A 17048-nucleotide genomic window follows, 5' to 3' on the forward strand; every position below is an offset into this window, starting at 1 on the left:
GCAGTATCCTTGCGGGCAGGAGTGCTGTCAAGCGCATGTAGGCGCGCTTCCACAAGGGGCGCCGCGCCGTCTCAATCTAACGCAAATATGATCCAAATAAGCAAACTCAGTAAATGGTACGGCCCATTCCAGGTGCTCACCGATTGCAGCATCTCGGTGGACAAGGGCGATGTGATGGTGATCTGCGGGCCGTCCGGTTCTGGCAAGTCGACGCTGATTAAAACCGTCAACGGCCTGGAGCCGTTCCAGCAGGGCGTGGTCACGGTCGACGGCGTGTCCGTCGGCGCGGCCGGCACCGACCTGCCGGCGCTGCGGGCGCGCATCGGCATGATGTTCCAGAATTTCGAGCTGTTCCCGCATTTGTCGGTGCGCCAGAACCTGAACCTGGGTCAGATGAAGGTGCTGGGCCGCAGCGAGGAGGAGGCCAGCGCGCGCGGCCAGAAGTATCTGGACCGCGTCGGCCTGCTCGGCCATCAGGACAAATTCCCCAGCCAGCTGTCGGGCGGCCAGCAGCAGCGCGTGGCCATCGCCCGCGCGCTGGCGATGGACCCGATCGCGATGCTGTTCGACGAGCCGACATCGGCGCTCGATCCCGAGATGATCAACGAGGTGCTCGACGTGATGGTCGGCCTGGCGCAGGAAGGCATGACGATGATGGTGGTGACGCACGAAATGGGCTTCGCCAAAAAAGTCGCCAACCGCGTCGTCTTCATGGACCAGGGCCGCATCCTGGAAGACTGCGGCAAGGACGACTTCTTCGGCGCCCCGCGCTCGGACCGCGCGCGCGATTTCCTGGCCCGGATTATCCACTGACGGTTTTACAGCAAGTCGCTGATAAGAATAACGTCGAGCTGACTGCTGGATCGGATGGCGCGGTCATTGGTGACGAAAAAATTTCAAGCTGACCGCATCGCGGTGGCCACATGCAGCGCATCGATAAATTTGAGATGTTGGCGGGCACGCAGCTGCGCCGCCGTGTCGAAAATCGGCGCATCGTGCGGCAGCACGGACAGGAAGTCTTTGGCCCCGAAAAATCGCTTAACATCGGCGACAAGCTTGTTGTCGTTGGCGCGGTAGGGGCCGACCAACGTCTCCGCGACCGCGAGCTCCCCGGTGCAGCCTTGCAGTGTTTTGGCCTGGATGGCATTCATGAAGGCTGCCGCGACCGGAAAGAAAACTGGATGCGGCTCCAGGAAATAAATAAAAACGTTCGTATCCAGATAGATTCTCTGGTGCAGCATCGCCGCAATTGCCGACGTTACCTGTCCCATGACGCACGGTCGCGTGCCAGGTTCGCCTCGATTTCGTCGGCCGTTTTGCCCCATGCCCCCTTGCCGATACCCGCGTAATCCATGATCGATATCGCGCTGTCGACACGCCTTGATGGCATTAATGTCACGACGCCATCGATAAAAGTCACATCAAGCACATCGTTGGGCTGGATGCCCGCCTGCTGGACAATTTCGCTCGGCAGGCTAATCTGATTGTTTTGCTCTACGCGGATCTGATACATGACGGCCTCCTTTTTCACCCTGCCGATAAAGCTTACTCTCTTTGGCTGCCGGTTTCTTGCGCCAGTCCATATACGTTCCAGGTAGGCACAGGTCTGCGCGCAACGGGTAAAATGACGCCATCCGCTATCTGAGAGCCGCCATGTCCATCGACCACACTCCCCACAGCCTGACCATCACCCGTCCCGACGACTGGCATTTGCACCTGCGCGACGGCGCTACCATGGCCAGCGTGCTGCCGCACAGCGCGCGCCAGTTCGGCCGCGCCATCGTGATGCCGAATCTGAAGCCGCCGGTGACGACGACCGCCGCCGCCATCGCCTACCGCGAGCGCATCCTGGCCGCGCTGCCGGCCGGCCTGGACTTCCAGCCTTTGATGACGCTCTACCTGACCAACAACACGCCGCCCGACGAAATCCGCCGCGCGCAGGACAGCGGCATCGTCCACGCGGTCAAGCTGTACCCGGCCGGCGCCACCACCAATTCCGACGCCGGCGTCACCGACCTGGCGCACTGCCACAAGACGCTGGAAGTTATGCAGGAAGTCGGCATGCCCTTCCTGGTCCACGGCGAAGTGACCGATCCCGATATCGACCTGTTCGACCGCGAAGCCGTCTTCATCGAGCGCGTGATGCGCCCGCTGCGCCGCGACTTCCCGGCGCTGAACATCGTCTTCGAGCACATCACCACCAAGGACGCGGCCCAATACGTGGCCGAAGCCGAAGGCCCGATCGCCGCCACCATCACCGCGCACCACCTGCTCTACAACCGCAACGAGATTTTCAAGGGCGGCATCCGTCCGCACTACTACTGCCTGCCGGTCCTCAAGCGCGAAGAGCACCGCCTGGCGCTGATGACGGCGGCCACCAGCGGCGACGAGCGCTTCTTCCTCGGCACCGACTCGGCGCCGCACGCGCAGGGCGCGAAAGAAGCGGCCTGCGGCTGCGCCGGCTGCTACACCGCGCTGCACGCCATGGAGCTGTACGCCGAAGCGTTCGAACGCGCCGGCGCGCTCGACAAGTTGGAAGGCTTCGCCAGCTTCCACGGTCCCGCCTTCTACGGCCTGCCGCGCAACACCGGCACCATCACGCTGACGCGCGAACCATGGACGCTGCCGGAACTGCTGCCGCTGGCCGACCTGCAGGTGGTGCCGCTCAACGCCGGCGAAATCATCAACTGGAAGATGGTCTAAAGCGTGTCCGGCGTGGCCAGCGCGACCTCCGTCCCCGGCGCGGCCGATGCCTCCGGCGGCGGCCTGTTCTCGACGATAGACTGGCCGCGGCCGTGGTATGACTCGGTGCGCGCCGCGGCGGCCCTGCTGGCGCTGGACGGCGACAGCGTGATCGCCGGCTTCAACGCGCAAGCCACCGCGCGCGGCCTGCGCAACCACGCCGGCCTGCCGCTGTCATTCGTGCCGCAAAGCGCGCTGCCCGACGGCACCGCGTACGAGGAGCACATCGGCGCCACCGGCTGCGTGCCCACGCGCGACAATCTGCACGACTTCTTCAACGGCCTGGTATGGCTTAGCTTCCCGCTCATCAAACGCCAGCTCAACGCCTTGCAGGCGGCGCAGATCGCGCTGGCCGGCGTCGGCAAATCACGCGGCCCGGCGCGCGACGGCGCCACCATCTTCGACGAAAACGCCGCGCTGCTGGTGGTGCGCGACTGCGCCGCCGGCGCCGCGCTGGTGCAGGCGCTACGCGGCCATCGATGGTCGTACGCCTTCGTCGAGCAGCGCGCCTGCTTCGACGCCGACGCGCAAGTGTGGCTGTTCGGCCACGCGCTGATGGAAAAGCTGGTCGCGCCGCGCAAGGCCATCACCGCGCACACCCGCGTGGTGGTCGCCGGCGAGGACTTCTTCGGCCTCGATCACGACGGCCGCCGCGCGTGGCTGGACGCGCGCGTGGCCCGGGACCTGGCCGCGCATGGATTGAGCACCGCCGACTTCACGCCGCTGCCGGTGCTCGGCATCCCCGGCTGGTGGCCGGACCAAGACCAACAATTTTATGACGACGCCACCGTGTTCCGCCCCAAGCGGCAAGCGGTGGCGCCATAACGCCGCATCGCCGGCAGAAAGCGCAGACATGAACAAGGTAATCCGCTGGGGTATTCTGGGAACGGGCAAGATCGCCAAGGCTTTCGCGGCCGGGCTGAGCGACACGCCGGACGCCGAACTGGTGGCCGTCGCCTCGCGCTCGGCCGACGGCGCGCAGAGCTTCGGCGCGCAGTTCGGCGTGGCGCGCTGCCACGCCAGCTACCAGGCGCTGGCCGACGACGAGCAGGTCGACGTCATCTACATCGCCACGCCGCATCCCATGCATCACGAGAACGCGATGATGTGCCTGCGCGGCGGCAAGGCGATCCTGGTCGAGAAATCGTTCGCCATGAATCGCCGCCAGGCCGACGAGATCATCGCGCTGGCGCGCGAGAAAAACCTGTTCGTGATGGAGGCCATGTGGAGCCGCTTCATGCCGGCGATCGCCGAGGCCAAGCGCATCGTCGACAGCGGCGAGATCGGCGTCGCCTCGCACGTCAGCGCGGACTTCGGCTTCGCCGCCGATGCGGGACCGGAACATCGGCTGTTCAATCCGGAGCTGGGCGGCGGCGCGCTGCTCGATCTGGGTATCTACCCCTTGTCGTTGTCGTCGTTCTTCCTCGGCGCGGTGACGGCGGTGCGGGCGCAGGCGACGCTGGGCGCGACCGGCGTCGATGTGCAGACCGCGTTCACCTTGCAGCACGAGGGCGGCGGGATGTCGGTGTGCAGTTGCAGCCTGCGCGCGCGCACGCAGTCGGAGCTGACCATTTCGGGCAGCAAGGGCTTCGTGCGGCTGCATGACCGCTTCCACAACACCGAGGAGATTTCGGTCACGCTGGTCAGCGGCGCCACGCGCAGTTCGCGCACCATCAAGCTGCCGCATGTCGGCAACGGCTATCCGCATGAGGCGATGGAAGTGGGGCGCTGCCTGCGCGCGGGGCTGGTCGAAAGTCCGCTGATGTCGCACGAGGAGACGCTGCGCCTGATGGGGGTGATGGATACGATACGCGAGCAAATCGGTTTGCGTTACAGCGCCGATTAATTCGCGCGCCGCTGGGGACGGGCACGGCCGCGTAAACCGAGTCCACACCTGGGGTCAGACCCTGCCGCCGCGGCGCCGACTTCCGGACGCTGTACTCGAGCAGGGTCTGACCCCGATGTCAGCGGCGGCGGATACGCACACCGGCCTAGCCACGGGCCGCTCAGACTTTCAGGAACTCCTCCTTGCCGCCCAGCCAGCGGGCCAGGTGGGCTTCCACCGTCGCCGCTTTATCGGGCGTCGTCTCATGCAGCAGCTCTTGGGCGACGTCGCGGGCCTGGTCGACCAGCCATCCATCCGTCTCCAGATCGGCAAACCGCAGCATCGCCTGCCCCGATTGGCGCGCGCCGAGGAATTCGCCGGGGCCGCGTATCTCCAGGTCGCGCCGCGCGATTTCAAAGCCGTCGGTGGTCTCGCGCATCGTCATCAAGCGCTGGCGCGCCACACCGCCCAGCGGACCCTGATACAGCAGCAGGCATACGCTGGCGGCCGATCCGCGTCCCACCCGTCCGCGCAGCTGGTGCAGCTGCGACAGGCCGAAACGCTCCGCGTGCTCGATCACCATCAGCGAGGCGTTCGGCACATCGACGCCGACCTCGATCACCGTCGTCGCCACCAGCACGTGCACCTCGCCGGCGCTGAAGGCATCCATCACCTCCTGCTTTTCGGCGGCCTTCAAACGGCCGTGCACCAGGCCCACCGCCAGATCCGGCAGCGCCTCGGCCAGCATCGCGTGGGTGTCGGTGGCCGTTTGCAGCTGCAGCACCTCCGATTCCTCGATCAGCGGACAGACCCAATAAACCTGCCGCCCCTCGCCGGCCGCCGCGTGCACGCGCGCGATCACTTCATCGCGCCGGTTCTGGTCGATGGCGCGCGTGACGATGGGGCTGCGGCCCGGCGGCAGTTCGTCGATCACCGACACTTCCAGGTCGGCGTAGTAGGTCATCGCCAGCGTGCGCGGGATCGGCGTGGCCGACATCATCAGCTGGTGCGGCACCGCGCCCACGTTGCCCTTGTTGCGCAGGGTGAGGCGCTGGCCGACGCCGAAGCGGTGCTGCTCGTCGACGATCACCAGTCCCAGATTGGCGAAGTTGACCGCCTCCTGGATCAGCGCGTGGGTGCCGATCACCAGTTGCGCCTCGCCCGATTCGATCAGCGCGTAGGCGGCCAGCTTGTCTTTTTTCTTCAGGCTGCCGGTCAGCCACGCCACCTTCACGCCCAGGGGCTCCATCCACGCGGCGATTTTACGGAAGTGCTGGTCGGCCAGGATTTCGGTCGGCGCCATCAACGCCGCCTGGAAGCCGCTGTCGATGGCTTGCGCGGCGGCCAGCGCCGACACCACCGTCTTGCCGCTGCCCACATCGCCCTGCAACAGCCGCTGCATCGGATACGGGTGGCGCAGGTCGGCGCGGATTTCGTCGAGCACGCGCTGCTGGGCGCCGGTCAGCTTGAACGGCAGCGCGGCCTGGAACGCGTGTGACAGCGCGCCGACCTTCTTCAGCGCCGCCGCGCCCTTCGAGCGGCGCGCCCGCTGCGCGCGTTTCAGCGACAGCTGCTGCGCCAGCAGCTCGTCGAACTTCATGCGCACCCACGCGGGATGCGAGCGGTCGGCCAGCGCGTGCTCGTCGATTTCCTGCGGCGGATAGTGCAGCAGCTTGACGGCCGGCTCGAAATCGGACAGCTGCATGTGGTCGCGCAGCGCCGCCGGCAGGGTGTCGGTCCAGTCGATGCGCTTCATGGCGTCGCCGATGGCGCGCCGTAAAATCGGCTGCGACAATCCCTCGCCCGACGGATACACCGGCGTCAATGAGGTCGGCAGCGGCGCGCCCTCGTTGACCACTTTATAAGCCGGGTGCACCATCTCGGCGCCGAAGAAGCCGTGCTTCAATTCGCCGCGCGCGCGCACCCGCGTGCCCTCGGCCAGCTGCTTGACCTGGCTGCCGTAGAAATTCATGAAGCGCAGCTGCAAATCGCCCGTTTCATCGGCGATGTGGACCAGCAGCTGCTTGCGCGGCTTGTAGCTGATCTCGTTTTTGACGACGATGCCCTCGACCTGCGAGGCCTCGCCGCCGCGCATCGACGCCTCGCGTATCGTCACCACCTGGGTCTCGTCCTCGTAGCGCATCGGCAGGTGCAGCACCAGGTCCATGTCGGTGTGGAGGCCGAGTTTGGCCAGCCGGGCTTCGGGCGTGACGGCTTTTTTGACGGTTTTGGGCTTCACAGCGGGTATATCGGCGGGCATATTGAGGCGTTTTTCAGGCGCTAGCGTAAAATAGAGGGTTGGCCGTCGCGCAGCAACGCCGATATTGTACGGCGTGCGCCGTGGCGCAGCCAGCACTGGATCGCGCCTTGATGGCGCGGACCTTCCGCCGTTTTTATTCCCTCAGCTTGAGAAGTTCGCAAATGTACTCGCTTTCCGATTTCGATTTTAACTTGCCGCCCGAGCGTATCGCGCAATTCCCGCTGCCCGACCGCAGCGCCTCCCGCCTCCTGCATCTGGACGGCGCGCAGCTGGCCGACCGCCAGTTCGCCGACATCGTCGGCCTGTTGCGGGCCGGCGACCTGCTGGTGATGAACGACACCCGCGTGCTCAAGGCGCGCTTCTTCGGCCTCAAGGAAAGCGGCGGCAAGATCGAGGCGCTGGTCGAGCGCGTGCTCGACGACCGCACCGTGCTGGCCCACGTGCGCGCCTCGAAGTCGCCGCCGCCGGGCTGCAAGATGCGCCTGGCCGACGCCTTCGACGTCACCGTCGGCGAGCGCGCCGGCGAATTCTTCACCCTGCATTTCGAGGCCGACGTGTTCGAGCTGATCGAAGCCCACGGCCGCCTGCCGCTGCCGCCGTATATCGAGCACACGGCCGATGCCTTCGACGAAACCCGCTATCAGACCGTGTTCAACAAGGTGCCGGGCGCCGTCGCCGCGCCGACGGCCGGCCTGCACTTCGATGAAAAACTGCTGGCCGAGTTGAAGGCGAAAGGCGTCAACTTCGCCTACGTGACGCTGCACGTGGGCGCCGGCACCTTCCAGCCGGTGCGCAACGAGGTGCTGTCCGAGCACCAGATGCACACCGAGTGGTACACCATGCCGCAGGAGACGGTCGACGCGGTGCGCGCCACCCGCGCCGCCGGGGGCGATGTCGTCGCCGTCGGCACCACCAGCCTGCGCGCGCTGGAATCGGCGTCGCAGAGCGGCGTGCTGGTCGCCGGCAGCGCCGACACCGCGCTGTTCATCACGCCCGGCTACCGCTTCAAGACGGTGACGCGCCTGATTACCAATTTCCACCTGCCGAAATCGACGCTGCTGATGCTGGTGTCGGCCTTCGCCGGCTACGACGAGATCCGCGCCGCCTACGCCCACGCGATCGCGCAGCAGTACCGCTTCTTCAGCTATGGCGATGCGATGCTGTTGACCACGCAGTCGCGCGCCGCCTCGCAGTAACAAGACGAACTTAGAAAGAACATCATGTTGGAATTCACGCTACACAAAACCGATAGCAGCGGCCTGACCAAGGCCCGCCGCGGCACCGTCAAACTCAATCACGGCGAAGTGCAGACGCCGATCTTCATGCCGGTCGGGACCTACGGCTCGGTCAAGGCGATGTCGCCCATCGAACTGAAAGAGATCGGCGCCCAGATCATCCTCGGCAATACCTTCCACCTGTGGCTGCGGCCCGGTAACGACGTCATGTCCAAGTTCGGCGGCCTGCACGACTTCATGGCCTGGGACAAGCCCATCCTGACCGACTCCGGCGGCTTCCAGGTGTTTTCGCTGGGCGCCATGCGCAAGATCACCGAGGAGGGCGTGCATTTCAATTCGCCCATCAACGGCGATAAATTGTTCCTGTCGCCGGAAGTGTCGATGCAGATCCAGCGCGTGCTCAATTCCGACATCGTCATGCAGTTCGACGAATGCACGCCGTATGAAATCGAGGGCCGTCCGGCCACGGTCGACGAGGCGGCCAAGTCGATGCGCATGTCGCTGCGCTGGGCCCAGCGCTCGCACGACGAATTCCACCGCGGCGAAAATCCGAACGCGCTGTTCGGCATCGTCCAGGGCGGCATGTTCGAGAACCTGCGCGACGAGTCGCTGGCCGGCCTGGAGGAAATCGACTTCCCCGGCATCGCCATCGGCGGCCTGTCGGTCGGCGAGCCGAAGGAAGACATGATGCGCATGCTGGCCCACGTCGGCCCGCGCCTGCCGGCCAACAAGCCGCACTACCTGATGGGCGTGGGCACGCCGGAAGACCTGGTGGCCGGCGTCTCCAACGGCATCGACATGTTCGACTGCGTGATGCCGACCCGGAACGCGCGCAACGGCTGGATCTTCACCCGCTACGGCGACATCAAGATCAAGAACGCCCGCTACAAGGATGAAAAAGCGCCGCTCGACGAGACCTGCTCCTGCTACGCCTGCCGCAATTTCTCGCGCGCCTATCTGCACCACCTGAACCGCACCCAGGAAATCCTCGGCGCGCGCCTGAACACCATCCACAATCTGCACTACTACCTCGACATCATGCAGCAGATGCGCGACGCCCTCGACGCCGACCGCTTCCACGCCTGGACGCTGCAATTCCACGCCGACCGGGCCCGCGGCGTGTAGTCGTGAATTAAACTGTTGTTAGTCTTGTAAAAAAATTTATGCCACCCACATGGGCGGGAATGCTGACGCGTCCCCGCCAGTGCTAGAATACAGCGCTGTTTTTTTCTTTCGTTTTTTAAAATATTACTGGAGTCACCGTGTTCATTTCCAACGCTTACGCGCAATCGCCCCTGGACTCGCTGGGCGCTGCCGGCGGTTTTATCAGCCAATACGGCATCCTGATCCTGATGTTCGTGGTCATGTACTTCCTCATGATCCGTCCGCAGCAAAAACGCGCCAAAGAGCAAAAAGCGATGATGGATGCGCTGGCCAAGGGCGACGAAGTGGTCACCTCCGGCGGCATGCTGGGCAAAGTGGCCAAGGTCAACGAGTCCTACGTGACGGTCGAAGTGGCCAACGGCACCGAAGTGGTGATGCAGAAAAGCGCGATCACCATGCTGCTGCCCAAGGGCACGCTGAAGGCGCTGTAAGTATCACGCCCGCGCCGGGTCCGTCCCGGCGCGCGGCCCGCATGCGGCCACCGTTTGCATCCGACGCCTAACATTGAACGTTGAAGAATATGAATCGCTATCCTGTCTGGAAATACATCATCATCGTCGTGGCACTCCTGCTGGGTGCCCTGTACACGGCGCCCAACTATTTTGGCGAGTCGCCGGCGCTGCAGGTCACCAGCGGCAAGTCGACCGTCAAGATGAGCAGCGACATGGTGGCCCAGGTCACCGAGGCGCTGAAAAAAGAGCATGTGCCGACCGAAGGCATCAGCTACGACGGCAGCGGCAACTACGCCTCCGTGCGCGCGCGCTTCGCCACGCCGGACATCCAGTTCAAAGCCAAATCGGTGCTGGAAAAAGACCTCAACACCGACCCCGCCGACCCCACCTACCTGGTCGCGCTGAACCTGCAGGCGAACACGCCGCAGTGGATGCAAAGCCTGCACGCGCTGCCGATGTACCTCGGCCTCGACTTGCGCGGCGGCGTGCACTTCCTGATGCAGGTCGACACCAAGGCGGCGCTGACCAAGACGGTGCAGGGCGCCCAGACCTCGGCCCGCAGCCTGCTGCGCGATAAAAATATCCGCCACGCAGGCATCGACCGCGCCGGCGACACGCTGGAAATCAAGTTCCGCGACGACGCCACCCGCCAGGAAGCGAAGAATGTGCTGGGCGCCGCGCTGCCCAACTTCGCCTTCGCCGACAGCGGCGCCGGCGACGACCTGAAAATGGTCGCCACCCTGAAGCCGACGGCCGTGCACGACATCGTCGACCTGGCTGTCAAGCAGAATATCTCGACGCTGTCGAAGCGCGTCAATGAACTGGGTGTGTCCGAGCCGGTCATCCAGCAGCAGGGCCCCGACCGCATCGTGGTCCAGCTGCCGGGCGTGCAGGACGTGGCGCGCGCCAAGGCCGTCATCGGCCGCACCGCCACGCTGGAAGTGCGCATGGTCGACGACACCATCACGCCGGGCACCGAGCTGTCGGCCACCGTGCCGTTCAACTCCGAGCTGTTCACGGTCGGTAAAAACGTGCCCGTCATCCTGAGCAAGGACGTGCTGCTGTCGGGCGACTACATCTCCAGCGCCACCGCCAGCTTCGACCAGAACCAGCAGCCGTCGGTCAGCATCGACCTCAATGGCGACGGCGGCCGCCGCATGCGCGACGCCACCCGCGAACGCGTGGGCAAGCGCATGGCCATCGTGCTGTACGAGAAAAAGGACAAGCCGGAAGTGCTGTCGGTGGCCACCATCCAGAGCGAACTGGGTAGCCACTTCCAGATCACCGGCATGGGCAACGCCGAGAACTCGGCCGAACTGGCGCTGCTGCTGCGCTCCGGCGCGCTGTCGGCGCCGATGGACATCGTCGAGGAACGCACCATCGGCCCGCAACTGGGCGCCGAGAACATCAGCAAGGGCCTGCATTCGACCATGTACGGCTTCGCCGCCATCGCCGTCTTCATGATCGTCTACTACATGATGTTCGGTTTCTTCAGCGTGCTGGCGCTGGCCTGCAACCTGCTGCTGCTGGTGGCGCTGCTGTCGATGATGCAGGCCACGCTGACGCTGCCGGGCATCGCCGCGATCGCGCTGGCGCTGGGCATGGCGATCGACGCCAACGTGCTGATTAACGAACGTATCCGCGAAGAGCTGCGCTCCGGCGCCACGCCGCAAGCGTCGATCGCGGTCGGCTTCGACCGCGCTTGGGCCACGATTCTCGATTCGAACGTGACCACGCTGATCGTCGGCCTGGCGCTGCTGATCTTCGGCTCCGGCCCGATCCGCGGCTTCGCCATCGTTCACTGCCTCGGCATCCTGACGTCGATGTTCTCGGCCGTCTTCATGTCGCGCGGCGTGGTGAACCTGTGGTACGGCCGCCAGAAGAAGCTGCAATCGATCGCCATCGGCACCGTCTGGGTGCCGCCGACCGCGACGAAATAAGTGAAATAACTCAGAGGCTGACATGGAATTATTCCGCATTAAAAAAGACATCCCGTTCATGCGCCACGCGCTGGTCTTCAACGCCATTTCGGCGCTGACCTTCGTCGCCGCCGTGTTCTTCCTGATCCACAACAGCCTGCACTTCTCCATCGAGTTCACCGGCGGTTCCCAGTTGCAGCTGCAATACACCAAGGCCGCCAACCTGGAAAACATCCGCGGCTCGCTGGAAAAACTGGGCTACGAACAGCCGGAAGTGACGGGCTTCGGCACCGCGCACGACGTGCTGATACGGCTGCCGGTCATCAAGACCATCGACGGCAAACAAACCGCGCCGGTGGTGTTCGAGGCGCTGTGCAAGGCCGAGCAGGGCGTGGTCAAGAACGTCAGCAGCGTCACCGCCAAGGGCGAACAGGTCACGCGCGACAGCTGCGTCGACGGCGCCGGCGCGGTCCAGCTGGAGCTGAGCAAATTCGATTTCGTCGGTCCGCAGATCGGCGACGAACTGGCCGCCAACGGCTTGAACGCGCTGGTGATGGTGGTCATCGGCGTGATGATTTACCTGGCCGTGCGCTTCGAGTGGAAATTCGCCGTCGCCGCCATCATCGCCAACTTGCACGACGTCGTCATCATCCTCGGCTTCTTCGCCTTCTTCCAGTGGGAGTTCTCGCTGACGGTGCTGGCGGCGGTGCTGGCGGTGCTGGGCTACTCGGTCAACGAATCGGTCGTGATCTTCGACCGTATCCGCGAAAACTTCCGCAAGCAGCGCAAGGCCGGCGTGCAGGAAGTGATCGACAACGCGATCACGTCGACCATCTCGCGCACCATCATCACCCACGGCTGCACGCAGATGATGGTGCTGTCGATGCTGTTCCTGGGCGGCCCGACGCTGCACTTCTTCGCCGTCGCGCTGACCATCGGTATCTGCTTCGGCGTCTACTCGTCGGTGTTCGTGGCCGCCGCCGTGGCCATGTGGCTGGGCGTGAAGCGCGAAGACCTGATTAAGCCGGTCAAGGAAAAAGACGAAACCGACGGCGCCGTCGTTTAAGCGTTAGCGCCTCGTTCAACAGCCCCCATCGACCGAATGCGTTCGGCCGATGGGGGCTTTTTCATGGCCGCGCGGGATCGGCAGGTGATCGCGGCGCGTCATCGGCACCTGGTCCTGTCCCGTGGGCCGCTTGTGTGAGGCAGCGCACAGAGGCCGCCGACGCGCGGGTATATAGTGGAACTGTCTCTTTCAGGACATCCCTAGTTTTGGACTTTGCCCGCTCCCCAGCGGGCTTTTTTTTTGCGCTATCGAAAACCGCCGGCCGTCCCATTTTGGCGACGCCCGCCGCCTATTTCACCACCGGCGCGCTGCTCCCGCGCCACCGCCGTTATACTAGGACCTCCGTGTGCAACGCCCTGATCGCGAATGATGAATGAAGTGATACAAGCAGACGTCCGGCTGGTGCAGTCCATCAGCGCCGTGCCGACCATCATGCGCGTCATCGCCGACACCACCGGTCTGCGTTTCGTCTGCGTGGCGCGCGTCACCGAAGAGTCGTGGACCACCTGCGCGGTGTACGACCAACTCAATTTCGGCCTGGCGCCCGGCGACGACCTGGCCGTCAAGACCACCATCTGCGACGAAGTGCGCGTCAACGAGGCCACCGTCGTCATCGACCAGGTCAGCACCGACGAGCATTATCACGACCATCCGACGCCGAAAATGTACGGCTTCGAGAGCTATTTCTCGATTCCGATCTACCGCGTCAACGGTGAATTTTTCGGCACCTTGTGCGGCCTCGATCCCTTGCCGCTGCCGCTGTCGGCGCCCAAGGTGCTCGACGCGCTCAAGCTGTACGCGGAACTGATTTCGCGCCAGCTCGAATCGGAGGCGCGCGTGATGGCGAGCGAGGCCGCGCTGTCGCTCGAGCGGCAGGACGCCGAGCTGCGCGAACAGTTCATCGCCGTGCTGGGGCACGATCTGCGCACGCCGCTGTCGTCCATCGTCAGCGGCGCCACGGTGCTGAAAAAGATCGCGGCCGATGCGCAGGTGGCGGCCGTGGCCGAGCGCATCCACCGCAGCGGCCAGCGCATCGCCGGCCTGGTCGACGACGTCATGGACTTCGCGCGCGGCCGTCTCGGCGGCGGCATACCGCTGGCGATGCAGCCCTGCGACGACCTGGCCGCGCAGCTGCGGCACGCGGTGGCCGAACTGGAAAGCGCCTATCCGCAGCGCCGCATCGACACCGATATCGTTTTCGATTGCGCCGTCCATTGCGATCCGAAGCGCGTGGTGCAGCTGGTGTCGAATTTGATGGTCAACGCGCTGGCGCATGGCGATCCGGCGCAGGCGGTCGGCGTGCGCGCGCGCTGCGACGACGGCGTGCTGGAAATCGCCGTCGGCAATGGCGGCCCGCCGATTCCGGCGCCGGTGCTGGCGCGTTTGTTCCAGCCGTTCTGGCGCGGCAGCGTCGCTGCCGGCGGTGGCGGCGCGGGCGGCAAAGCCGAGGGACTGGGACTGGGTTTGTACATCGCGGCGCAAATCGCGCGCTCGCACAACGGTGGCTTGAGCGTCGAGTCGACGCCGGCGCGCACCGTGTTCACCTTCACCGCCCGGCCGCCGCGATAGCGCGGGAGCGGCGCGGGCAGCGCGGACTTACATCATCAGCACCGCGATCAGCGACTGCACTTCCTGCGCCGATTCGGCCATGATCGCATTGAGCGTGCCGTCGCCGACTTCGAAGTCGATGGTGTGGGCCGCCTGCAGCGTGGTCGCGCCGGGGCGCTCGTACAGCGGGGAAGGGACGGGCGACAGGTCGTTCGCCAGCAGCAGCGTGTCGCCCAGCGTTTCGGGCGGCAGCGCGCGCATGCCGACCCACATCGCCTCGACCGCGTGCAGCACCGCCGCCGGCACGCCCAGCTTGGTCAGCACGCCGCGGCCGATGGCGATCTCGCCGTGTTCGACCCAGTCTTCCGGATCGCCGTCCATGATGCCGGGATAGCGCTCGGCGCGCGACAGCATGTAGAAGCCGCCGACTTCGTGGACGATGCCGGCGAAGAGCGCGGTGTCGGGGTCGACGTGGGTGACGCGGCGCGCGATCACCTGCGCCAGCGCGGCCACGTGGGCCGTGTGTTCCCACAGCTGGGCGGCCTGGCGGCGCACGGCCGGATCGGCGATCTGGCTGCCGATCTGGCGCACGATCAGCGAGGCCACCAGCGATTGCAGGGTGCGCACGCCGAGCCGCTGCACGGCGGCGCGGACGCTGGAGATTTCGGTGCCGGAGCGGTTGTAGGCGACCGAGTTGGCGATGGCGACCGAGCGGGCCGCCAGCAGCGGGTCGGCCTGGATCAGTTTCGCGGCCGCGTCGATGTGGCAATCGGGATCGTTCAACACCGCTTGCAGCTTGACCGAGGCTTGCACATTGGTCGGAAACGACAGCTCGCCACGGCTGGCGTGGGCGGCGATGTCGGCGAAGGCGGTCAGTCTGTCCATGGAAAAATTATACCTTAAATGTTTCCTTGTGGAACTTTTCCAGAAAATACTTCTGGCGCTGCGCCGATCATACGCCGGCTGGCCACAAATGGGTATTTCAGGCTTCGCTGAAGATGGCGTCGTAGCCATCCATGCTGCCTTCGTAGTCCTTCAATTCGTCGACCAGGCCCAGGTCTTCCAGCTCCTCGGTGGCGTTCATGAAGCTGTTCGGTTTCGTCGCGCCGATCAGGCGATAGATTTCGCCGTCCTCGTTGCGCACGCCGATCAGCAGCTTTTCCAGGCGCACTTCGTCCTCGCTGGCGACGTTCAGCAACAGGTTGCCGATAATGTGTTTGTCGAATTGGGCCGGCTTCATGCCGTCGATCAGTGTCGTTTTCATTCAGTTCCTTCTAGGAGTCGGTGGTGGGGTGTCGGCGCCGGCCTGCGGGTTTTGCATCGCTTGCGGCGCGCAGGCGGTGATGACTTTTTTCAGCTCGGACAGGGTCTGTTCCAGGGCGGTGAAATCGGCGTCGCCGTAGTGGGCGAACACTTCGCTGCCGCGCGCGATCACTTTCGGGAACACGTCGCGGAACATCTGCTCGCCCTGCGCGGTCAGGCGGATGAAATAGGAGCGCTTGTCGCTGCTGTTGCGCTCCCGCTGCACCAGGCCTTTCTGTTCCAGCCGTTCGATCACGCCGGTCAGCGTGCCCTTGGTGATGAGCGTCTTGTCGCCCAGATCTTTATACGCCATGCCGGCCGTGTTGCCCAGCGTGGCGATGATGTCGAACTGGGCGTGCGTCAAGCCGCTCTGGCGCACGTGGTCGCTCGACAGCCGCTCGAAGCTCTGCATGCACTCGGCCAGCAGCCGGATACTTTTCAAATAGCGTTCACCCATGGCCGCCATTATAGCCGCCCGGCTCCGGCCCCGCCGCCCCCGGTTCGCAATTTGCGGCGCGGGCGGGTACTATATGGCCGCCCTCTTATCGACGCCGCCGCCACTTCCGAGATTGTTCATGCCCAAACACCTGCGCGGCATCGCCGCCCTTTTGATCGTCACGCTCGTGTGGGGCACCACCTTCCCGGCCATGAAGGACATGACCGGCACGCTGTCGGCCAACTGGATCGTGCTGGCGCGTTTCGCGCTGGCCAGCGCGCTGCTGTCGCCCTTCCTGTGGCGCGCGCGCGGCGGCGACGTGGCCGCCGGCGTGGTGGCCGGGCTGGTGCTGTTCTTTTGCTATATCTTCCAGATCGAGGGACTGGCGCTGACGACGTCGAACCGCAACGCCTTCGTCTGCGGCCTCAATGTGCTGGTGGTGCCGATGCTGGGACTTTTCGCCGGCAAGGCGCCGGAGCGCCGCATCCTGGCGGCGCTGGTGCTGGCGCTGGCCGGCCTGTTCGCGCTGTGCTGGGACGGCGGCATCGCGTGGGGCCGCGGCGACACGCTGGCGCTGATGGCGGCGCTGTGCTTCGGCGCCTACGTCAAGATGATGGAGGCGGCCACCCGCAAGGTCGAACGCCTGATGACGCTGACCGCGTCGCAGATCCTGACGGTGGCGCTGTGCGCGGCCCTGTGGCTGCTGCTGCGCGAAGCGCCGCACGGCGCCGGCCCGCAGGCGCAGGCTTACTGGAGCGCCACCGGCGCCGCGCTGCGCCGCTACGCGCCCAACCTGGTCTATCTGGGCGTGGTCGCCACCGCCGCCATCATCTCGCTGCAAACCTGGGGCCAGAGCCACAGCAGCGCCAACGAGGCGGCCGTGATCTACGCCTTCGAGCCGGGATGCGCCGCCATCTTCGGCTACTTCTGGCTCGGCGAGACGATGGCGTGGACCGGCCTGGCCGGCGCCGCGCTGCTGATCTCCGGTATGATGGTGAGCCAGTGGAGCACCGAGCGGCCGTCGGCCGCGCTGGCGCCCGAATGAAGCTGAGTGCAGCCCGAGTTACGCCCGAATGACGCCTTGATGAATCCGAATTTG

17 protein-coding genes are annotated in these 17048 nt (G+C 65.2%); 11 read left to right on the forward strand and 6 right to left on the reverse strand.

Annotation, left to right across the window (positions count from 1 at the left end; translation table 11 throughout):
• The first annotated feature begins 87 nt into the window (after positions 1-87).
• Positions 88-813 (forward strand): amino acid ABC transporter ATP-binding protein, encoded by a 726-nt coding sequence (locus Q0S71_RS06260; RefSeq protein WP_295992966.1) that lies wholly within the window; start codon positions 88-90, stop codon positions 811-813.
• 83 nt (positions 814-896) lie between these two features.
• Here the strand turns inward: Q0S71_RS06260 and Q0S71_RS06265 are convergent, their stop codons facing one another.
• Positions 897-1271 (reverse strand): PIN domain-containing protein, encoded by a 375-nt coding sequence (locus Q0S71_RS06265; protein WP_295992968.1) that lies wholly within the window; start codon positions 1269-1271, stop codon positions 897-899.
• Positions 1259-1513, reverse strand: a complete 255-nt coding sequence (locus Q0S71_RS06270; protein ID WP_295992970.1) for an AbrB/MazE/SpoVT family DNA-binding domain-containing protein — start codon at positions 1511-1513, stop codon at positions 1259-1261. Before Q0S71_RS06270 ends, Q0S71_RS06265 begins: the two co-directional genes overlap by 13 nt.
• 140 nt (positions 1514-1653) lie before the next feature.
• On the opposite strand from Q0S71_RS06270, the gene pyrC reads away from it, so the two are divergent.
• The 3 genes from pyrC to Q0S71_RS06285 all read left to right on the forward strand — a co-directional run bounded on the left by pyrC (position 1654) and on the right by Q0S71_RS06285 (position 4588).
• On the forward strand, positions 1654-2703 hold the full coding sequence (gene pyrC / locus Q0S71_RS06275; protein ID WP_295992972.1) for a dihydroorotase: 1050 nt from the start codon (positions 1654-1656) through the stop codon (positions 2701-2703).
• A gap of 63 nt (positions 2704-2766) precedes the next feature.
• Entirely contained in the window at positions 2767-3567 is an 801-nt protein-coding gene (locus tag Q0S71_RS06280; RefSeq protein ID WP_295993020.1) for a DUF3025 domain-containing protein, read from the forward strand.
• Positions 3568-3595: 28 nt separating this feature from the next.
• Positions 3596-4588 carry a Gfo/Idh/MocA family oxidoreductase gene (locus Q0S71_RS06285; RefSeq protein ID WP_295992973.1) on the forward strand — a complete coding sequence of 331 codons (993 nt, stop codon included), beginning with the start codon at positions 3596-3598 and terminating at the stop codon, positions 4586-4588.
• 160 nt (positions 4589-4748) lie between these two features.
• Here Q0S71_RS06285 and recG read toward each other — a convergent pair whose 3' ends face one another.
• Positions 4749-6827: an ATP-dependent DNA helicase RecG gene (gene recG / locus Q0S71_RS06290; protein ID WP_295992975.1), complete on the reverse strand. Its 2079-nt coding sequence runs from the start codon at positions 6825-6827 to the stop codon at positions 4749-4751.
• Positions 6828-6988: 161 nt separating this feature from the next.
• Here recG and queA point away from each other — a divergent pair, with 161 nt between their 5' ends.
• The 6 genes from queA (at position 6989) to Q0S71_RS06320 (ending at position 14232) form a co-directional block, all read left to right on the forward strand.
• Entirely contained in the window at positions 6989-8023 is a 1035-nt protein-coding gene (queA, locus tag Q0S71_RS06295; protein WP_295992977.1) for a tRNA preQ1(34) S-adenosylmethionine ribosyltransferase-isomerase QueA, read from the forward strand.
• Between the two features lie 24 nt (positions 8024-8047).
• On the forward strand, positions 8048-9187 hold the full coding sequence (gene tgt / locus Q0S71_RS06300) for a tRNA guanosine(34) transglycosylase Tgt (RefSeq protein WP_295992978.1): 1140 nt from the start codon (positions 8048-8050) through the stop codon (positions 9185-9187).
• Positions 9188-9324: 137 nt separating this feature from the next.
• Positions 9325-9657, forward strand: a complete 333-nt coding sequence (yajC, locus tag Q0S71_RS06305; RefSeq protein ID WP_295992981.1) for a preprotein translocase subunit YajC — start codon at positions 9325-9327, stop codon at positions 9655-9657.
• A gap of 89 nt (positions 9658-9746) precedes the next feature.
• Positions 9747-11618, forward strand: a complete 1872-nt coding sequence (gene secD, locus Q0S71_RS06310) for a protein translocase subunit SecD (RefSeq protein WP_295992982.1) — start codon at positions 9747-9749, stop codon at positions 11616-11618.
• Positions 11619-11640: 22 nt separating this feature from the next.
• Positions 11641-12663 (forward strand): protein translocase subunit SecF, encoded by a 1023-nt coding sequence (gene secF, locus Q0S71_RS06315; RefSeq protein WP_295992984.1) that lies wholly within the window; start codon positions 11641-11643, stop codon positions 12661-12663.
• 369 nt (positions 12664-13032) lie between these two features.
• Positions 13033-14232, forward strand: coding sequence for a HAMP domain-containing sensor histidine kinase (locus Q0S71_RS06320; RefSeq protein ID WP_295992988.1), 1200 nt, complete (start codon positions 13033-13035; stop codon positions 14230-14232).
• A gap of 27 nt (positions 14233-14259) precedes the next feature.
• Here the strand turns inward: Q0S71_RS06320 and Q0S71_RS06325 are convergent, their stop codons facing one another.
• From Q0S71_RS06325 to Q0S71_RS06335, 3 genes are all read right to left on the reverse strand, one after another.
• Positions 14260-15096, reverse strand: a complete 837-nt coding sequence (locus tag Q0S71_RS06325; protein ID WP_295992992.1) for an HDOD domain-containing protein — start codon at positions 15094-15096, stop codon at positions 14260-14262.
• Between the two features lie 97 nt (positions 15097-15193).
• On the reverse strand, positions 15194-15475 hold the full coding sequence (locus tag Q0S71_RS06330; protein ID WP_295992996.1) for a hypothetical protein: 282 nt from the start codon (positions 15473-15475) through the stop codon (positions 15194-15196).
• A complete protein-coding gene (locus Q0S71_RS06335) occupies positions 15476-15970 on the reverse strand; it encodes a MarR family winged helix-turn-helix transcriptional regulator (RefSeq protein WP_295992998.1) in 495 nt (164 codons plus the stop codon).
• A gap of 118 nt (positions 15971-16088) precedes the next feature.
• On the opposite strand from Q0S71_RS06335, the gene Q0S71_RS06340 reads away from it, so the two are divergent.
• Complete coding sequence (locus Q0S71_RS06340) at positions 16089-16994, forward strand: DMT family transporter (RefSeq protein ID WP_295992999.1); 906 nt, start codon at positions 16089-16091, stop codon at positions 16992-16994.
• Positions 16995-17048 lie beyond the last annotated feature (54 nt).

The sequence above is a fragment of the Rugamonas sp. genome, from assembly GCF_025354735.1.
Lineage (GTDB): Bacteria > Pseudomonadota > Gammaproteobacteria > Burkholderiales > Burkholderiaceae_D > Rugamonas.